This is a genomic window from Neisseria sp. Marseille-Q1983, assembly GCF_018224585.1.
Taxonomy (GTDB): domain Bacteria; phylum Pseudomonadota; class Gammaproteobacteria; order Burkholderiales; family Neisseriaceae; genus Neisseria; species Neisseria polysaccharea.
Genome location: NZ_JAGTUI010000022.1, coordinates 1 through 19811, shown reverse-complemented (window position 1 = coordinate 19811; position 19811 = coordinate 1). Strand labels below are relative to the sequence as shown.

Sequence of the window (19811 nt, the reverse complement as noted above, 5' to 3'; positions counted from 1 at the left end):
TGCGTTTGTTCTTCCCGTCATCAATCAAAATTACCATCCGCCGCATTTGTCTTCACACGGAATGCCGTCGCCATCGCCGTCCATCTTGGTATCGGAACAGTTCCTTACAAACCATTTGGCTTCTTCGCACGAAGTCATTTGTGAGCAATGTTGCCTGCCGTCGCAACGGTATGGACTGCTGTCGGGCTGCCGCCGTTTTATTTCGGGTAATACTTGCGTTTTAACCGGCGTATTTTCCTGTTTCGGAGTCAGCTTCTCTGACGCATATTGATACGCCTCATAGCCGATTACCGAAACAAGCAGCAAACCGACCGACAAAGACAGCACAACCCGAACAATCGAAGTGGGAGATTCCTCGTCTTTTCGATGTTTCTTGCGGTATCCGGGAGAAACTGCACGCTCCCGATTCAGATAGCATATCTGTTTTGCAGAAAATCTTCCCTTGCCATCTGAAACCACTTCAAAACCAACCGCCTCGTCAATCTCAGGACGCGGGTTTCTTGGGGAAAAGTCAGAAATATGGCAGAAGATTTCTTTGTTACCGCCATCTATCCGTATAAAACCATAACCTTTTTCGTCATCCCATTTGACAATTACCCCCCTCATCAACCACTCCTTTTTTATTGTTACTTTTTAAAATCACAATTTAGAATTTTGGAATAACCGTTTAAATTTGATTACAACCCCGGCTGCATCCGGATAATCTATTCTAATTCTGCTAATTTTTTCTCAATCGCCTCTTCGGTCATAAAGCTGCACATGCTGTGGTTGTTGACCAGCATAACCGGAGCGTCGCCGCACGCGCCCATGCACTCGCCTTCGACAAGGGTAAATTTGCCGTCGGGCGTGGTTTCGCCGTAGCCGATACCGAGTTTTTGTTTGAGGTATTCGCCGGTCGCCATACCGCCGCGCAGGGCGCAGGGCAGGTTGGTACAAACGGTCAGTTTGTATTTGCCGACAGGCTCAAGGTCGTACATATTGTAGAAAGTGGCGACTTCGTAGGCTTGTGCAGGCGAGATGCCGATGTAGTCGGCGACAAAAGCGATGGTTTCGGGGGCGAGCCAGCCTTTTTCGGTTTGGGCGATACGCAACGTGCCCATGATGGCGGAACGGCGTTGGTCGGCGGGATATTTCGCCAACTCTATGTCGATTTGTTTTAAGGATTCTGTGGATAACATCTTGTAATCCTAAATTAGGTTTTTTTGGAATTTCAGGCAGCCTGAAAACAAATTTAAACGGTTAAATCCACTCTTCGTTTTGTAAATGATTTCACTACGGCTTCATACCATTGTTTAATGGTTTGAGTAGTTTCCACATCATCACGTACGCAACGATTTAATGTACCACGAGCTTGTTTTAATATTTTCGGTTCAATCGCCCAATCTAATACGCGAACAGGACGACGGTTAACAATCCATGCAGTTTCCAGATTGGCATCATCGGTAACTTTATATGCCCCACCGGTAATTTGGACAAGCGCAATCAATTCTTGACCGCGTTTTAGCGCAACAATGTCATTAACCTGCATTTCATTGATAAATGCGGCAATTTGACCTTTTCCACCTTCCCATTGTCCCAAACCGATAATTTTTTTGTGTTCCAAAATCCAATCAATGTTCTCAGAGAACTCCATTTCATCGGTTGGATGCATCTGCATATGCCAAAATTTCATGCTTTTTATTCCTAATAATTTTTTCAGGCAGTCTGAAAAGTACAGGCTGCTTTTTTACAGCTTTATCTGTCTACTTCGCCAAACACAATATCCTGCGTGCCGATAATCGCCACCACATCAGCCAGCATATGGCCTTTTGCCATTTCGTCCATGCCTTGCAGGTGGGCGAAGCCGGGTGCGCGGATTTTCAGGCGGTAGGGTTTGTTCGCGCCGTCTGAAATGATGTAAACGCCGAACTCGCCTTTCGGGTGTTCGACAGCAGTGTAGGTCTCGCCCTCGGGAACGTGCATACCTTCGGTAAAGAGTTTGAAATGGTGAATCAGGTCTTCCATACCTGTTTTCATTTCGGTACGTTTGGGCGGAGCGAATTTGTGGTTTGCGGTGATGACCGGACCGGGATTGACACGCAACCACTCGGAACATTGTTTGATGATGCGTACGGATTGACGCATTTCTTCCATACGGCAGAGGTAGCGGTCGTAGCAGTCGCCGTTCACGCCGACAGGGATGTCGAAATCCATTTTGTCGTACACTTCGTAAGTCTGTTTCTTACGCACGTCCCATTCCACACCCGAACCGCGCAACATCACGCCGGTAAAGCCTTTTTGCATGGCGCGCTCGGGGGAGACGACGCCGATGCCGACGGTACGCTGTTTCCAGATGCGGTTATCGGTCAGGAGGGTTTCGAGTGTGTCGATATTTTTGGGGAAGCGTTCGCAGAAGGCATCGATAAAGTCGAGCATAGTACCTTCGCGGGATTCATTGAGCTGCTTCAATACTTTGGCGTTGCGGAATTTGCTGCTCTCGTATTTGGGCATGAAGTCGGGCAGGTCGCGGTAAACGCCGCCGGGACGGAAGTAGGCGGCGTGCATACGCGCGCCGGAAACGGCTTCGTACAAGTCCATCAGCTCTTCGCGGTCGCGGAAAGCGTAGAGGATGGCGGTCATCGCGCCGATGTCGAAGGCGTGCGAACCGATACCCATCAGATGATTGAGGATGCGCGTTACTTCGGCGAACATGACGCGGATGTATTGGGCGCGGATAGGCACATCGATACCGGCAAGTTTTTCTACTGCCAAACAATACGCCTGCTCGTTGACCATCATGGAAACGTAGTCCAGCCTGTCCATATAAGGCAGGGCTTGCAGGTAGGTTTTGGTTTCCGCCAGTTTTTCGGTGCCTCGGTGTAGGAGGCCGATATGCGGGTCAGCACGGACGATTTGTTCGCCGTCCAACTCCAAAATCATACGCAATACGCCGTGCGCCGCAGGGTGTTGCGGGCCGAAGTTGATGGTGTAGTTTCTTAATTTATTGGCCACCGTAGTTCTCCTCACGGACGATACGCGGCGTGATCTCGCGCGGCTCGATGGTAACAGGTTGGTAAATCACGCGTTTTTGCTCTTCGTCGTAACGCATTTCCACATAGCCAGAAATCGGGAAGTCTTTGCGGAACGGATGTCCGACGAAACCGTAATCGGTCAGGATGCGGCGCAAGTCCGGGTGGTTGTTGAACATGATGCCGTACATATCGAAGGCTTCGCGTTCGTACCAATCCGCGCTGTTGTAAATATCGACTACGGATTCGACTACGGGGAAGTCGTCGTCTGAAACCCAGACACGTACGCGGATACGTTGATTGTTTTTAACGGAAAGCAGCTGACTGACGACAGCAAAGCGTTTGCCCTGCCATGCTTCGTTTTTGTAAGTGCTGTAATCGACACCGCACAAATCGACCAAAAGCTCGAAATGCAGTTCTTCATGGTCGCGCAATGCGGTCATGACTGAAATATAGTGTTCGGACAGACACTCGACAGTAATCTCGCCCAAAGCTGAAATGACTTTGCTTGCCTGATCGCCAAGCACACCGACGACGGTCTCGTATAAGTTTTGAATGCTTGCCATATCGTCCTCTCCTTATTCGTCACGCGCGATGGTGGAAGTGCGCTTGATTTTTTGTTGGAGCTGAATCAGGCCGTAAATCAGGGCTTCCGCAGTCGGCGGACAACCCGGCACATAAACATCTACCGGCACGACGCGGTCGGCACCGCGCACAACGGAATAAGAATAGTGATAATAGCCGCCGCCGTTGGCACACGAGCCCATAGACAACACCCAGCGCGGCTCGGCGAGCTGGTCGTACACGCGGCGCAGGGCAGGCGCCATTTTGTTGGTCAGTGTACCTGCCACAATCATCAGGTCGGCCTGACGGGGAGACGGACGGAAAATAATGCCGAAGCGGTCAAGGTCATAACGCGCCATACCTGCGTGCATCATTTCTACGGCGCAGCAGGCCAAGCCGAAAGTAACCGGCCACAACGAACCGGTACGCATATAGTTCAACACCGTATCCGCGCTGGTGGTGATGAAACCTTTTTTCAAAACGCCTTCTATTCCCATTCCAGCGCACCTTTTTTCCATTCGTAAATAAAGCCTACCGTCAGAACGACGATAAACACCAGCATAGACCAGAAGCCGTACGCGCCCAAATCTTTGAACACAACTGCCCACGGCAACATGAACGCGACCTCCAAATCAAACAAGATAAAGAGGATGGCGACGAGGTAATAGCGCACGTCGAACTTCATCCTTGCGTTTTCAAAGGCTTCAAAACCGCATTCGTAAGGCGCGTCTTTTTCGGCGTAGTGGCGTTTCGGGCCTAAAATCGTGCCGAGCAGGATAAACAGCACGCCGGCCGCGAGGCCGACGAGGATAAAGACAAAGACGGGAAAGTAAGCGGACAACATGGTTACACCCAAATCCGTTAACAAAATTTCTACAATAATTTCGTATTTTAGCGAATTTCAAAAACCATTAAAAGGTAAATATCGGCAAAACGCCCAAAAAAACCCAATAAATACAATTATGTTATGATAACGATTCTTATTTGATTTCAAGAACGCCGGACCGTCTGTTTCGCGCCAATCCTATAAAAACAAAACGTTTCTATCTTTATTGCTGCCTTCGTACAGACCGGCACGGCACAAACCGCGCGACAAGCGTTCTGTTTTCATATTACCGTTTCACAAATATCACCCTACCATGCAAAAAAAATGCCGTCTGAAAACCTTTCAGACGGCATCGGTATAGTGGTTTAAATTTAAACCACTATATCCGGCGGAAAGCGTTATTGGAGGGATTGCAGGGCTTCCGAAACGCTTGCTTTGAGTTCTGCGCCGAAGCGTCTGCCCAAGATTCTGCCGAAATCGTCCTTCGGAGTGTAATCCACCACATCGGGGGCTTTGACCACGTCTCGCGCCACGCTGTAAATATTGCCGAGTCCGTCCACCAGCCCGACTTTCTGCGCATCCGCACCCGTGTACACGCGACCGCTGAACACGTCGGGATATTGTCGGAATTTGAGGCGGCCGCCCCGTCCGGTTTTGACGGCTTTGATGAATTCGCCGTGTATGCCGGTCAGCATTTCTTCCCAGATTTTCGACTGTTCGGGCGTTTCGGGCGAAAACGGATCGCCCATGCCTTTGTTGCTGCCCGCAATTTTAACCCTGCGTTTCACGCCGATTTTTTCCATTAATTCAGTAGCATCAAAACTGCTGCCGATAACGCCGATGCTGCCGACGATGCTGGACGGGTCGGCATAGATTTTGTCCGCCGCCGCCGCGATGTAGTAGCAGCCGGACGCGCACATATCCTCCGCCACGAGATAAACGGGGATGCCGGGATGTTGCGCCTTCAGACGGCGTATTTCTTCAAAAGCGGTGTTGGAGACGACGGGCGAACCGCCGGGGCTGTTGGCGCGGATGATGATGGCCTTTGCCTGCGGATTTTTGTAGGCGGCCTCCATACCGTCTTTGAGTTTTTTGACCTGGTCTTCTACGCCGTTGCCGATTTCGCCGTACAGGTTGACGACTGCGGTATGCGGCGTATTGCCCGCCAACTGCAATGCGGCTTCGTCTTTTCGGAAAATACCGGCAAGCAGGGCAACCAGAATCAGGGTACTGACAGCGCGCCAGATGTTTTTCCACATCCGCTCCCTGCGCCTGTCCCGATAGGCGGACAGCAGCACTTCACGCATGATGTCGCGTTCCCATAAGGTTTCCCCCGCATTTTTTGCTTCGGGTGCTTCGTTTTCTCTTCTGATTCGGTATTGCATGGTTTTCCTTAAATATCGTCCGATTTGGGCAAACGGTTTTCAGTTTACCCGATTTTTCAGCTCTGCTCCCAATCCGTCCAAGCTGTGCAATACTTCCGCCCATGCCGCGTCCAAAAGGTTGACGGCTTCTCCTTCGGCTTTGATGCCGAACTCAATGTGCGGTTTGACCTGCGTGCCGTCTGAATGCGTCCAACCGATGCTGGGCAGGCTGTACGAACGCACGCCGGGATAAGTTTGCTCGATATGCTCCATAAGCGGCGTAATGCGCGATTCGGGCTGCTCAAACACATACACGCTGCGGCTGCCGCGTTCGGTTTGGTTGACGCGGTCGGCATAATAAGTATTCAAAACCCATTCCGCCATCGGGTGCGCCATCACGGGAAAGCCCGGGAAAAAATAATGCTCGCGGATGGAAAATCCGGCGATGTTGTTAAACGGGTTGGGCACAAGCTCTGCGCCCTCGGGGAAATCCGCCATTTTCAGGCGTTGGGCGTGTTCCGGCGAATCAAGCGGCTCGCCGCGTTTCCGGGTTATGCCTTCGATAAACCCGGCGGCTTCAGGATGGCGGACGACGGGCAAATCCAAAGCAGCAGCCGCGGCTTGACGCGTGTGGTCGTCGGGCGTGGCGCCGATGCCGCCGGTAACAAACGTCGGTATGCCGTCTGAAAAGCTGCGGCGCAGTTGCCTGACCAGTAAATCGGGTTCGTCGGGTAGATATTGCACCTGATTGAGCTTCAGCCCTTTGGATTCGAGCAGGGATTTGAAAAAGGCGAAATGCTTGTCTTGACGGCTGCCGTGTAAGATTTCGTCGCCGATGATGATAAGGTTGAACAAATGCTGTCGGTCTTTCATAATCTTTCCTTCTGCCTAAAGGCTATTCATGATTTCCCATGATTACTGTTCCAATATTGCTTATTAGGTAAATCAAATGGGAAATATGTTGTTATTGTTGTTGCAAAAGATGGGCCGTATAAGGATAAAGTCATTGCAAGCTTTATACCAGATAATAATCAATTAAACCTAATTATGGGTAACTAAATGAAAATAATAGATTTTTTAAAAAATTGTGGTACTGACCAGTTTTCTATATTGTGTTATGGTATTTTTTTAAAAGAAGACAGAAATCATGAAAATATAAAGCAATGGGAATCTAGATCACGTTGCATTAAATCTGAAAAATATATTCTTGAAAATAATGAATGGAAATATGATATTTTTTTAACAGAATCTTATTTTTTATATTCCAAAAATATTGATTTATTTAATGTAATTAAAGATGAAATACTAAATATCAATCAGCTTAATCCAATAGCTATAATATGCATGTTTGATGGTGCTTTCTCAGATTTTAATTATCTGAAGAATATAGATATAATTCAACAAACTTATGCATTCTGGTCAAAAGATATTGGTTTGTATATTGCTGAAGATACAGATACCCTACAATCAAATGAATGGAGTGAAAAAATTATATATCTATATAACCATATAGATATATAACAAGCATAGCCAGCGTAGCCAGTCTGTCTGATAGCAAGCGTGGGTGCTCGCACTCACGCGTTCTCTTTTTCGCTGTTAATCCGCTTTCAGGCAGCCTTAAAACCACTTACACTTACCTTTTTTGTTTTACCCCCCCTCTAAACTATGCCCACCATCACAACCCTAAACATCATCTCCCCTAAACTCTACCCCAATGAACAATGGAACGAAAGCGAAGCACTCGGTGCCATCACTTGGCTATGGTATAGGTGCAACGGATAGGAGAGACTCATGTTTGTAATCGGCATTTTTACGTTTTTCATGTTCATTATCAGCCTTTTTGTGTATGCGTTTGTGCTGATTGTTCAGTATTTGATTATTCGCCGTAAAATTCATCAAGACAAACGTGCAGTCAATTTTCGCGCCAAATATGCTACGCTTTCCACATTTTTTATACAATGGGTTGTTCTGAGCGCATTCAGCTTCTTACCTGCAAACCGTATGATTTTTTCACTGGCAGTCTTTACGGATATTTTACTTGGTTTTTTGTGGTTGTTTTTTGTTGCAACCAATGCAGATGAAATGTGGAGGTTAACCGGGCAAAAAGGCTACTTGTTGTGGCCTTTGGCAGCTGCTTCGGTTTGGGCAGCATGCTTCATTGTATTCAGCTTCGGATAGCGTCTCAATAATTGCGGACAAATGCCGTCTGAAAACCTGAATGCTTTTTCAGACGGCATCAAACTAGATTATCTCATCTATTTATAAGATAATAAGTTCAAATCATGTGCAGAGCGGTTTGCCTCGTTCTGCTTTTATTTTTAGTCCGAAGGATTCCCCATGAGCCAAAACCATACTATTTTACAAAACCTCCCCGTCGGTCAAAAAGTCGGCATCGCCTTCTCCGGCGGTCTTGATACCTCTGCCGCGCTGTTGTGGATGAAACTCAAAGGCGCGCTGCCTTATGCCTACACTGCCAACCTCGGCCAGCCCGACGAAGACGACTACAACGCCATTCCCAAAAAAGCAATGGAATACGGTGCGGAAAACGCCCGCTTAATCGACTGCCGCGCGCAGTTGGCACACGAAGGCATCGCCGCCATCCAATGCGGCGCGTTCCACGTTTCCACCGGCGGCATCGCCTATTTCAACACCACGCCTCTGGGCCGCGCCGTAACCGGCACGATGCTTGTTTCCGCAATGAAAGAAGACGATGTGAATATTTGGGGCGACGGCAGCACCTACAAAGGCAACGACATTGAGCGTTTCTACCGCTACGGTTTGCTTACCAATCCCGCGCTGAAAATCTACAAACCCTGGCTCGACCAACAATTTATCGACGAACTCGGCGGTCGCCACGAAATGAGCGAATTTCTGATTGCCAACGGCTTCAACTACAAAATGTCGGTGGAAAAAGCCTACTCCACCGATTCCAATATGTTGGGTGCCACCCACGAAGCCAAAGACTTGGAATTTTTGAACTCGGGCATCAAAATCGTCAAACCCATTATGGGCGTTGCCTTCTGGGACGAAAACGTCGAAGTCAAACCCGAAGAAGTCAGCATACGCTTTGAAGAGGGCGTGCCCGTCGCACTAAACGGCAAAGAATACGCCGACCCCGTCGAACTCTTCCTCGAAGCCAACCGCATCGGCGGCCGTCACGGCTTAGGCATGAGCGACCAAATCGAAAACCGCATCATCGAAGCCAAATCACGCGGCATCTACGAAGCCCCGGGCATGGCATTGTTCCACATCGCCTACGAACGTTTGGTTACCGGCATCCACAACGAAGACACCATCGAACAATACCGCATCAACGGCCTGCGCCTCGGACGTTTGCTCTACCAAGGCCGCTGGTTCGACAGCCAAGCCCTGATGTTGCGCGAAACCGCCCAACGCTGGGTCGCCAAAGCCATTACCGGCGAAGTAACCCTCGAATTGCGTCGCGGCAACGACTACTCGATTCTGAACACCGAATCGCCCAACCTGACCTACCAACCCGAACGCCTGAGTATGGAAAAAGTCGAAGGTGCGGCGTTCACACCGCTCGACCGCATCGGACAGCTCACGATGCGCAACCTCGACATCACCGACACCCGCGCCAAACTGGGCATCTACTCGCAAAGTGGTTTGTTGTCGCTGGGCGAAGGTTCGGTATTGCCAAAGCTTGATAGCAGCAAGTAAACCCAAACTGTAACAAAAAAGGCTACTAGAAATTGCTGGTAGCCTTTTTTGTTAGGTCTGAGGTATGATTCGATTTATTTTAACTGCAGAGGATGGATGCGATGAAGAAATTATGTGCTTTATTGTTGTTAGCTATTTCTCTACCAGCACTAGCCTATGAATACCAGTATGGTGAATGGGTATCATTTACAGGAAAAATCCGGCCAATGCACGGCGGCTGGGCAGCTATTGTCCTTGACAAGCCAATAACCGTTGTACCACCACTTGGAGATAATGACGGTATAGACACTCCTGAAACAGGAGTAACGATGATGCAGCTCGTTATGTCGTCGTCTGAACATTTTCAGCAATATCGTCAATTTAAAGGTAAAAGGGCACGGGTACAATGTGAAACACTATTTCATAGCCATACCATACATCATGAAACACCTGTATTGTGTGATGTTTTTAGAATTTCTGCACCCAATAGACCTTAGAAAAAACAATGAACGCCGGAGGTTTAGAAAGCAAAATTTATGGGGCTGTTTGTCATCATCCTCGCCGCCCTGCTGGTATTCGGCCAGTATTTTTCCGAAAAGAAAATGAAAGACAACGGGTTTATCAACTGATGCGGATTTGAACCGGGCCCGCCGCCCCAAACATCATTATGCCGTCTGAACGCCCCCGCTTCAGACGGCATCAGCATCAATCCTGCTCTTTTTTGCCGGCAAACACTCCGAATCCGCCCTTTTCCGCATCTGTTGGGCGATAGCTGTATTTTCCCGCCACTTCCTCACCGGCCGGGCCGTAAAACCTTCCGGAAACATCCCCGCCGCCATTTTCCGTCCAAGTCCCCTTAAAGCCGTTTCCATCGATGGCGGCTTTGAATTTTTGCGTACCCATATGCAAACCATCGCCGCTGTCGATAATGCCGTCCACAGACTTGCTGCCGAAATCGACTTTTGCGGCAAACCTGCCTCTGGACGGGGACGGACGGCCGTTTTCCGTATGAAAATGCAGCACTTCGCCGTTGTACACTGCCGTGCCCGCGAGCATTTCGCCTTTTGAAGGTTCGCCTTGAACACGGAGGGCATACGATCCGCCGGGCAATTTTTCCGCCCCGTAAGTCAGATACCGGTAATTCCCTTCGGGCGCGAAGATATTGCCGGAATGCCCCGTCAGGCTGACCGCTTCCCCATCGACAATCAGCGTATCCGCCTGATTGACGGGAATCAGCGGCATCTCGGCCGGAAGCGACCGCCTCGACCGTGCAGAACGCCTAAATCGCGCAAATGAAGTGGGTTTAGGTTTATAAAAGATAATATATTGATTGATTCCCTTCATCTGCACACTATCGGCAACCAAACCGACAAATTTATCATTCTTCCCGTCATTCTTCCCATCTTTCTTGTAATTACTTATTTTGTCTGCATCACTTAATTTTTCAAATTCTGATTTTAGCTGTACTTCTTCATCCAAGAAATTATTGCCACTACAAGAATCGCCTTTACAGTGGGTCAACGTTATATTTTGCGACGGCCCGTCAATCACAACAGAATTGCCCACGTTCGTCCTTCCAAAATCACCACCGCTATTCGTGGCGCTAGGATTGGTTGAAGAGGCAGGATTTTGAGAACCGGCGGTTTGATTGTTTTCGGCTTGATTTGTACCTTGGGCAGCCGTATTGCCGGCATTTTCCCCGCCTGCCGACGGATCGTCACCCTGCATTCCGTCCGCCGCATTTGCCACATCCGGTTGGTTTTCCGGTTGTGCCGATTCCCCGGAATCCGGTGCTTGGTTTTCCATATCTACGGTTGGCATATTCGGTACCGGGGTGTGATTCGGTGTCAAACTATCTGTATCGGCGGAATTTTGCGGCATATCATTTTGCGGTCCCTCGTCTTCATTTTTGGGTTTGTCCGTTGTTGCCGCACCGCCATTGCCTGTATTTTCTGCCGAAACTGCCGCCATATCTTGGCTGCCTTGTGCGGATGGCGCGCCCTGTCCTTGAGAACCTGCCTGTGGCTCATCTTCCTTTGCCTCTGTCTCTTTTTCAGCAACAACAGGAGCGGCCGGTTTTGACGGCGTGTCCGCCGACTTAACATCGGGCGATCCGCCACCGCCGCCACCGCAGGCTGAAAGGGCAAAAATACAAGCCATTGCAATCACACTGCGTTTAAACATCATCATCTCCTTCGTATTCAATAAAGCAAAGCCGGCATTGTTTCCGCCATATGCCCATAAAATTGTAAAAATATGCCGTCTGAACGCCAAACGGGCTTCAGACGGCATAGCTTGGTTTATTCCGCCCGGTTTCTCTGTCGGCCCAAATCGGCGGCAGCGGTAAACAAAACGTCGGTTGAAGAATTCAACGCCGTTTCCGCCGAATCCTGAATCACGCCGATGATGAAGCCGACGGCAACCACCTGCATAGCGACATCGTTGCTGATGCCGAACAGGCTGCACGCCAGCGGAATCAGCAGCAGCGAACCGCCTGCCACGCCGGACGCGCCGCACGCGCTGACCGTCGCCACCAGGCTCAACAGCAGCGCGGTGGCAAAATCAACCTGTATGCCTTGGGTGTGCGCCGCCGCCATAGCCAAAACGGTAATCGTAATCGCCGCGCCGCCCATATTGACGGTCGCCCCCAACGGGATGGAAATCGAATAAGTGTCTTCGTGCAGCCCCAGTTTTTTCGCCAAAGCCATATTCACGGGGATATTGGCGGCGGAAGAACGGGTAAAGAAGGCATACACGCCGCTTTCGCGCAGGCAGGTAAACACCAGCGGATAAGGGTTGCGGCGGATTTTCCACCACACGATGGCGGGATTGACCGCCAGCGCGATAAACGCCATACAGCCCAACAGCACCGCAAGCAGCTTCGCGTAACCCGCCAGCGCGCCGAAACCCGTCTCCGCGATTGTGGATGACACCAGCCCGAAAATGCCCAAAGGGGCAAAACGGATAATCCATTTCACGACGGTGGAAACCGCTTCCGCCAAATCGGCAACGACCTGCCGCGTAACGTCCGAACCGTGATTCCGCAACGCCGCGCCCAAAACCAAAGCCCAAGCCAAAATGCCGATATAGTTGGCATTGGCAATCGCGTTAATCGGGTTGGCGACCAGGTTCATCAGCAGCGATTTCAATACTTCCACAATGCCGGAAGGCGGAGCGGCGGACACATCGCCCGCGCCCGCCAAAACAATGTGCGTCGGGAAAACCATACCGGCGATGACGGCGGTCAGGGCTGCGGAAAACGTACCGATGAGGTAGAGGACGATAATCGGCCTGATATGCGCCTTGTTGCCTTTTTGGTGCTGCGCGATTGTGGCTGCCACCAAAATAAATACCAAAACCGGCGCGACCGCTTTGAGCGCGCCGACAAACAGGCTGCCGAACAAGCCTGCCGCCAAGCCCAGTTGCGGTGAAACCGAACCGATTACGATGCCCAACGCCAAACCGGCGGCAATCTGCCTGACCAGGCTGACGCGGCCGATCGCATGAAATAAGGATTTGCCGAACGCCATAATTCTTCCTTATGTTGTGATATGTTAAAAAATGTTGTATTTTAAAAGAAAACTCATTCTCTGTGTTTTTTTTATTTTTCGGCTGTGTTTTAAGGTTGCGTTGATTTGCCCTATGCAGTGCCGGACAGGCTTTGCTTTATCATTCGGCGCGACGGTTTAATTTATTGAACGAGAATAAATTTATTTAATCCTGCCTATTTTTCGACACTATTCCGAAACGCAGCCTGTTTTCCATATGCGGATTGGAAACAAAATACCTTAAAACAAGCAGATACATTTCCGGCGGGCCGCAACCTCCGAAATACCGGCGGCAGTATGCCGTCTGAAGCGTCCCGCCCCGTCCGAACAACACAAAAACAGCCGTTCGAAACCCCGTCCGAACAGTGTTAGAATCGAAAACCGCCACACCGATGCACGACACCCGTACCATGATGATCAAACCGACCGCCCTGCTCCTGCCGGCTTTATTTTTCTTTCCGCACGCATACGCGCCTGCCGCCGACCTTTCCGAAAACAAGGCGGCGGGTTTCGCATTGTTCAAAAACAAAAGCCCCGACACCGAATCAGTCAAATTAAAACCCAAATTTCCCGTCCGCATCGACACGCAGGACAGTGAAATCAAAGATATGGTCGAAGAACACCTGCCGCTCATCACGCAGCAGCAGGAAGAAGTATTGGACAAGGAACAGACGGGCTTCCTCGCCGAAGAAGCGCCGGACAACGTTAAAACGATGCTCCGCAGCAAAGGCTATTTCAGCAGCAAAGTCAGCCTGACGGAAAAAGACGGAGCTTATACGGTGCACATCACACCGGGCCCGCGCACCAAAATCGCCAACGTCGGCGTCGCCATCCTCGGCGACATCCTTTCAGACGGCAACCTCGCCGAATACTACCGCAACGCGCTGGAAAACTGGCAGCAGCCGGTAGGCAGCGATTTCGATCAGGACAGTTGGGAAAACAGCAAAACTTCCGTCCTCGGCGCGGTAACGCGCAAAGGCTACCCGCTTGCCAAGCTCGGCAACACCCGGGCGGTCGTCAACCCCGATACCGCCACCGCCGATTTGAACGTCGTCGTGGACAGCGGCCGCCCCATCGCCTTCGGCGACTTTGAAATCACCGGCACACAGCGTTACCCCGAACAAATCGTCTCCGGTCTGGCGCACTTCCAACCGGGCACGCCCTACGACCTCGACCTGCTGCTCGACTTCCAACAGGCGCTCGAACAAAACGGGCATTATTCCGGCGCGTCCGTACAAGCCGACTTCGACCGCCTCCAAGGCGACCGCGTCCCCGTCAAAGTCAGCGTAACCGAGGTCAAACGCCACAAACTCGAAACCGGCATCAGCCTCGATTCGGAATACGGTTTGGGCGGCAAAATCGCCTACGACTATTACAACCTCTTCAACAAAGGCTATATCGGTTCGGTTGTCTGGGATATGGACAAATACGAAACCACGCTTGCCGCCGGCATCAGCCAACCCCGCAACTACAGGGGCAACTACTGGACAAGCAACGTCTCCTACAACCGTTCGACCACCCAAAACCTCGAAAAACGCGCCTTCTCCGGCGGCATCTGGTATGTGCGCGACCGCGCGGGCATTGATGCCAGGCTGGGGGCGGAGTTTCTCGCAGAAGGCCGGAAAATCCCCGGCTCGGATGTCGATTTGGGCAACAGCCACGCCACGATGCTGACCGCCTCTTGGAAACGCCAGCTGCTCAACAACGTGCTGCATCCCGAAAACGGCCATTACCTCGACGGCAAAATCGGTACGACTTTGGGCACATTCCTGTCCTCCACCGCGCTGATCCGCACCTCTGCCCGCGCAGGTTATTTCTTCACGCCCGAAAACAAAAAACTCGGCACGTTCATCATACGCGGACAAGCGGGTTACACCGTTGCCCGCGACAATGCCGACGTTCCTTCGGGGCTGATGTTCCGCAGCGGCGGCGCGTCTTCCGTGCGCGGTTACGAACTCGACAGCATCGGGCTTGCCGGCCCGAACGGATCGGTCCTGCCCGAACGCGCCCTCTTGGTGGGCAGCCTGGAATACCAACTGCCGTTTACGCGCACCCTTTCCGGCGCGGTGTTCCACGATATGGGCGACGCCGCCGCCAATTTCAAACGTATGAAGCTGAAACACGGTTCGGGACTGGGCGTGCGCTGGTTCAGCCCGCTCGCGCCGTTTTCCTTCGACATCGCCTACGGGCACAGCGATAAGAAAATCCGCTGGCACATCAGCTTGGGAACGCGCTTCTAAACCGATACGGCCGCTTCAGACGGCATTGCAGCAAACCATTTTGAAACAGACATTATGACCGATACCGCACCGACAGATACCGATCCGACCGAAAACGGCACGCGCAAAATGCCGTCTGAACACCGCCCCGCCCCGCCGGCAAAAAAACGCCGCCCGCTGCTGAAGCTGTCGGCGGCACTGCTGTCTGTCCTGATTTTGGCAGTATGTTTCCTCGGCTGGCTCGCCGGCACGGAAGCGGGTTTGCGCTTCGGGCTGTACCAAATCCCGTCTTGGTTCGGCGTAAACATTTCCTCCCAAAACCTCAAAGGCACGCTGCTCGACGGCTTCGACGGCGACAACTGGTCGATAGAAACCGAGGGGGCAGACCTTAAAATCAGCCGCTTCCGCTTCGCGTGGAAACCGTCCGAACTGATGCGCCGCAGCCTGCACATCACCGAAATTTCCGCCGGCGACATCGCCATCGTTACCAAACCGACTCCGCCTAAAGAAGAACGCCCTCCGCTCAGCCTTCCCGACAGCATAGACCTGCCTGCCGCCGTCTATCTCGACCGCTTCGAGACGGGCAAAATCAGCGTCGGCAAAGCCTTTGACAAACAAACCGTCTATCTCGAACGGCTCAACGCGGCATACCGTTACGACCGCAAAGGACACCGCCTCGACCTGAAGGCCGCCGACACGCCGTGGAGCAGTTCGTCGGGGGCTGCCTCGGTCGGCTTGAAAAAACCGTTTGTCCTCGATACCGCCATTTACACCAAAGGCGGACTCAAAGGCGAAACCATACACAGTACGGCGCGGCTGAGCGGCAGCCTGAAGGATGTGCGCGCCAAACTGACGATCGACGGCGGCAATATCCGCCTCTCGGGAAAATCCATCATCCACCCGTTTGCCGAATCATTGGATAAAACATTGGAAGAAGTGCTGGTCAAAGGATTCAACATCAATCCGTCCGCCTTCGTGCCTTCCCTGCCCGATGCCGGACTGAATTTCGACCTGACCGCCATCCCGTCGTTTTCAGACGGCATCGCGCTGGAAGGCTCGCTCGATTTGGAAAACACCAAAGCCGGCTTTGTCGACCGCAACGGCATCCCCGTCCGTCAGGTTTTGGGCGGCTTTGTCATCCGGCAGGACGGCACGGTGCATATCGGCAATACGTCCGCCGCCCTGCTCGGACGGGGCGGCATCAGGCTGTCGGGCAAAATCGACACCGAAAAAGACATCCTCGATTTAAATATAGGCATCAACTCCGTCGGCGCAGAAGACGTGCTGCAAACCGCGTTCAAAGGCAGGTTGGACGGCAGCATCGGCATCAAAGGCCCAACCGCCTCGCCCAAAATCTCTTGGCAACTCGACACCGGTACGGCACGCACGGACGGCAGCCTCGCCATTGCAAGCGACCCCGCAAACGGACAGCGGAAACTGGTATTCGACACCGTCAACATCGCCGCCGGGCAAGGCAGCCTGACCGCGCAAGGCTATCTCGAGCTGTTTAAAGACCGCCTGCTCAAGCTGGACATCCGTTCCCGCGCATTCGACCCTTCGCGCATCGATCCGCAACTTCCGGCAGGCAATATCAACGGCTCAATAAACCTTGCCGGCGAACTGGCAAAAGAGAAATTCACAGGCAAAATGCGGTTTTTACCCGGCACGTTCAACGGCGTACCGATTGCCGGCAGTGCCGACATTGTTTACGAGTCCCGCCACCTTCCGCGCGCCGCCGTCGATTTGCGGCTGGGGCGGAACATCGTCAAAACAGACGGCGGCTTCGGCAAAAAAGGCGACCGGCTTAACCTCAATATCACCGCACCCGATTTATCCCGTTTCGGTTTCGGACTCGCGGGGTCTTTAAATGTACGCGGACACCTTTCCGGCGATTTGGACGGCGGCATCCGAACCTTTGAAACCGACCTTTCCGGCGCGGCGCGCAACCTGCACATCGGCAAGGTGGCAGACATCCGTTCGCTCGATTTCACGCTCAAAGGTTCGCCCGACACAAGCCGCCCGATACGCGCCGACATCAAAGGCAGCCGCCTTTCGCTGTCGGGCGGGGCGGCGGTTGTCGATACCGCCGGCCTGATGCTGGACGGCACGGGCGCGCAGCACCGCATCCGCACACACGCCGCCATGACGCTGGACGGCAAACCGTTCAAATTCGATTTGGACGCTTCAGGCGGCATCAACAGGGAACTTACCCTATGGAAAGGCAGCATCGGCATCCTCGATATCGGCGGCGCGTTCAACCTCAAGCTGCAAAACCGTATGACGCTCGAAGCCGGTGCGGAACGCGTGGCGGCAAGTGCGGCAAATTGGCAGGCAATGGGCGGCAGCCTCAACCTGCAACACTTTTCTTGGGATAAAAAAACCGGCATATCGGCAAAAGGCGGCGCACACGGTCTGCATATCGCCGAGTTGCACAATTTCTTCAAACCGCCCTTCGAACACAATCTGGTTTTAAACGGCGACTGGGATGTCGCCTACGGGCGCAACGCGCGCGGCTACCTCAATATCAGCCGACAAAGCGGCGATGCCGTATTGCCCGGCGGGCAGGCTTTGGGTTTGAACGCATTTTCCCTGAAAACGCGCTTTCAAAACGACCGCATCGGAATCCTGCTTGACGGCGGTGCGCGTTTCGGACGGATTAACGCCGATTTGGGCATCGGCAACGCCTTCGGCGGCAATATGGCAAACGCACCGCTCGGCGGCAGGATTACCGCCTCCCTTCCCGACTTGGGCGCATTGAAGCCCTTTCTGCCCGCCGCCGCGCAAAACATTACCGGCAGCCTGAACACCGACGCGCATATCGGCGGACGGGTCGGCTCTCCGTCCGTCAACGCCGCTGTCAACGGTAGCAGCAACTACGGGAAAATCAACGGCAACATCACCGTCGGGCAAAGCCGCTCCTTCGATACCGCGCCTTTGGGCGGCAGGCTCAACCTGACCGTTGCCGATGCCGAAGCATTCCGCAACTTCCTGCCCGTCGGACAAACCGTCAAAGGCAGCCTGAATGCCGCCGTAACCCTCGGTGGCAGCATCGCCGATCCGCACTTGGGCGGCAGCATCAACGGCGACAAACTCTATTACCGCAACCAAACCCAAGGCATCATCTTGGACAACGGCTCGCTGCGTTCGCATATCGCGGGCAGGAAATGGGTAATCGACAGCCTGAAATTCCGGCACGAAGGAACGGCGGAACTCTCCGGCACGGTCGGTATGGAAAACAGCGGGCCCGATGTCGATATCGGCGCGGTGTTCGACAAATACCGCATCCTGTCCCGCCCCAACCGCCGCCTGACGGTTTCCGGCAACACTCGCCTGCGCTATTCGCCGCAAAAAGGCATATCCGTTACCGGGATGATTAAAACGGATCAGGGGCTGTTCGGTTCGCAAAAATCCTCGATGCCGTCCGTCGGCGACGATGTCGTCGTATTGGGCGAAGTCAAAAAAGAGGCGGCGGCACCACTCCCCGTCAATATGAACCTGATTTTAGACCTCAATGACAGCATCCGCTTCGCCGGCTACGGCGCGGATGTTACCATAGGCGGCAAACTGACCCTGACCGCGCAACCGGGCGGAAACGTGCGGGGCGTGGGCACGGTCCGTGTCATCAAAGGGCGTTACAAGGCATACGGGCAGGATTTGGACATTACCAAAGGCACGGTCTCCTTTGTCGGCCCGCTCAACGACCCCAACCTCAATATCCGCGCCGAACGCCGCCTTTCCCCCGTCGGTGCGGGCGTGGAAATATTGGGCAGCCTCAACAGCCCGCGCATTACACTGACGGCAAACGAACCGATGAGTGAAAAAGACAAGCTCTCTTGGCTCATCCTCAACCGCGCCGGCAGCGGCAGCAGCGGCGACAATGCTGCCCTGTCCGCAGCCGCAGGCGCGCTGCTTGCCGGACAAATCAACGACCGCATCGGGCTGGTGGATGATTTGGGCTTTACCAGCAAGCGCAGCCGCAACGCGCAAACCGGCGAACTCAACCCCGCCGAACAGGTGCTGACCGTCGGCAAACAACTGACCGGCAAACTCTACATCGGCTACGAATACGGCATCTCCAGCGCGGAACAGTCCGTCAAACTGATTTACCGGCTGACCCGCGCTATACAGGCGGTTGCCCGTATCGGCAGCCTTTCGTCGGGCGGCGAGCTGACATACACCATACGTTTCGACCGCCTCTTCAGTTCGGACAAAAAAGACATCGCCGGAAACGGCAAAGGGAAATAAACGGTTTTCAGACGGCATAGCACTCTCCGCCGCCATGCCATCTGAAAGGCGCGCCGCCAAACCGGACATTTGAAAACCTGCTTTTCCGCCGCCGTCCGCCGCCGTCCGCCTGCAAGGGAACAGAATCGATATGTTCAAAAACCTGATACAGGCTTCCGATATGCCTTTATAAAAGGCTGATGCGCCCCACCGCTTCCAAACCGGCAAAAACGCGGAATACAACAATCTGTTTTTAAAATTCCACAATAAAAACAATAGAATATTGCATTTCCCACCGATATAAAAAACCCTTCGCACGGCTGTTGGAAGGGATGGTTAAGAAAAATATAGTGGATTAACAAAAATCAGGACAAGGCGACGAAGCCGCAGACAGTACA

General features: G+C 52.7%; 18 protein-coding genes. 7 read left to right on the top strand and 11 right to left on the bottom strand.

Annotated elements, in window-relative coordinates; genetic code table 11:
• Positions 1-30: 30 nt before the first annotated feature.
• The 9 genes from KEM39_RS06630 to KEM39_RS06590 form a co-directional block, all read right to left on the bottom strand.
• Positions 31-606: an excalibur calcium-binding domain-containing protein gene (locus tag KEM39_RS06630; RefSeq protein ID WP_118997803.1), complete on the bottom strand. Its 576-nt coding sequence runs from the start codon at positions 604-606 to the stop codon at positions 31-33.
• A gap of 98 nt (positions 607-704) precedes the next feature.
• Complete coding sequence (nuoE, locus tag KEM39_RS06625) at positions 705-1178, bottom strand: NADH-quinone oxidoreductase subunit NuoE (protein ID WP_118997804.1); 474 nt, start codon at positions 1176-1178, stop codon at positions 705-707.
• 53 nt (positions 1179-1231) lie between these two features.
• Positions 1232-1672 (bottom strand): pyruvate kinase, encoded by a 441-nt coding sequence (locus tag KEM39_RS06620; protein ID WP_101130102.1) that lies wholly within the window; start codon positions 1670-1672, stop codon positions 1232-1234.
• Between the two features lie 62 nt (positions 1673-1734).
• Positions 1735-2991, bottom strand: coding sequence for an NADH dehydrogenase (quinone) subunit D (gene nuoD, locus KEM39_RS06615; protein WP_118997805.1), 1257 nt, complete (start codon positions 2989-2991; stop codon positions 1735-1737).
• Positions 2981-3574, bottom strand: coding sequence for an NADH-quinone oxidoreductase subunit C (locus tag KEM39_RS06610; protein ID WP_118997806.1), 594 nt, complete (start codon positions 3572-3574; stop codon positions 2981-2983). Before KEM39_RS06610 ends, nuoD begins: the two co-directional genes overlap by 11 nt.
• A gap of 12 nt (positions 3575-3586) precedes the next feature.
• On the bottom strand, positions 3587-4069 hold the full coding sequence (locus KEM39_RS06605; protein WP_002215610.1) for a NuoB/complex I 20 kDa subunit family protein: 483 nt from the start codon (positions 4067-4069) through the stop codon (positions 3587-3589).
• Positions 4060-4416, bottom strand: a complete 357-nt coding sequence (locus KEM39_RS06600; RefSeq protein WP_002215607.1) for an NADH-quinone oxidoreductase subunit A — start codon at positions 4414-4416, stop codon at positions 4060-4062. The genes KEM39_RS06605 and KEM39_RS06600 overlap by 10 nt, the downstream gene beginning before the upstream one ends.
• Before the next feature lie 380 nt (positions 4417-4796).
• The gene (locus KEM39_RS06595; RefSeq protein ID WP_118997807.1) at positions 4797-5783 is read right to left on the bottom strand and encodes a S49 family peptidase; all 987 of its coding nucleotides are present in this window, start codon (positions 5781-5783) and stop codon (positions 4797-4799) included.
• Between the two features lie 39 nt (positions 5784-5822).
• Entirely contained in the window at positions 5823-6635 is an 813-nt protein-coding gene (locus KEM39_RS06590) for a competence/damage-inducible protein A (protein ID WP_118997808.1), read from the bottom strand.
• A 186-nt stretch (positions 6636-6821) separates the two neighbouring features.
• On the opposite strand from KEM39_RS06590, the gene KEM39_RS06585 reads away from it, so the two are divergent.
• The 5 genes from KEM39_RS06585 to KEM39_RS06565 all read left to right on the top strand — a co-directional run bounded on the left by KEM39_RS06585 (position 6822) and on the right by KEM39_RS06565 (position 9919).
• Complete coding sequence (locus KEM39_RS06585; protein WP_004467569.1) at positions 6822-7283, top strand: hypothetical protein; 462 nt, start codon at positions 6822-6824, stop codon at positions 7281-7283.
• A 144-nt stretch (positions 7284-7427) separates the two neighbouring features.
• Complete coding sequence (locus KEM39_RS06580; protein WP_083290052.1) at positions 7428-7544, top strand: hemolysin D; 117 nt, start codon at positions 7428-7430, stop codon at positions 7542-7544.
• Between the two features lie 9 nt (positions 7545-7553).
• Positions 7554-7940 carry a hypothetical protein gene (locus KEM39_RS06575; protein WP_021439185.1) on the top strand — a complete coding sequence of 129 codons (387 nt, stop codon included), beginning with the start codon at positions 7554-7556 and terminating at the stop codon, positions 7938-7940.
• A 159-nt stretch (positions 7941-8099) separates the two neighbouring features.
• A complete protein-coding gene (gene argG, locus KEM39_RS06570; RefSeq protein WP_211709734.1) occupies positions 8100-9443 on the top strand; it encodes an argininosuccinate synthase in 1344 nt (447 codons plus the stop codon).
• A 101-nt stretch (positions 9444-9544) separates the two neighbouring features.
• Complete coding sequence (locus KEM39_RS06565) at positions 9545-9919, top strand: DUF4431 domain-containing protein (protein ID WP_192886343.1); 375 nt, start codon at positions 9545-9547, stop codon at positions 9917-9919.
• A gap of 208 nt (positions 9920-10127) precedes the next feature.
• Here the strand turns inward: KEM39_RS06565 and KEM39_RS06560 are convergent, their stop codons facing one another.
• Positions 10128-11606: a transferrin-binding protein-like solute binding protein gene (locus KEM39_RS06560; protein WP_118997862.1), complete on the bottom strand. Its 1479-nt coding sequence runs from the start codon at positions 11604-11606 to the stop codon at positions 10128-10130.
• Between the two features lie 116 nt (positions 11607-11722).
• Positions 11723-12952: a serine/threonine transporter SstT gene (gene sstT / locus KEM39_RS06555; RefSeq protein ID WP_002215131.1), complete on the bottom strand. Its 1230-nt coding sequence runs from the start codon at positions 12950-12952 to the stop codon at positions 11723-11725.
• A 410-nt stretch (positions 12953-13362) separates the two neighbouring features.
• On the opposite strand from sstT, the gene KEM39_RS06550 reads away from it, so the two are divergent.
• Together KEM39_RS06550 and KEM39_RS06545 are read left to right on the top strand one after the other, a co-directional pair.
• Positions 13363-15210: an autotransporter assembly complex protein TamA gene (locus KEM39_RS06550; RefSeq protein WP_211709736.1), complete on the top strand. Its 1848-nt coding sequence runs from the start codon at positions 13363-13365 to the stop codon at positions 15208-15210.
• Between the two features lie 54 nt (positions 15211-15264).
• On the top strand, positions 15265-19434 hold the full coding sequence (locus tag KEM39_RS06545) for a translocation/assembly module TamB domain-containing protein (RefSeq protein WP_211709732.1): 4170 nt from the start codon (positions 15265-15267) through the stop codon (positions 19432-19434).
• Positions 19435-19811 lie beyond the last annotated feature (377 nt).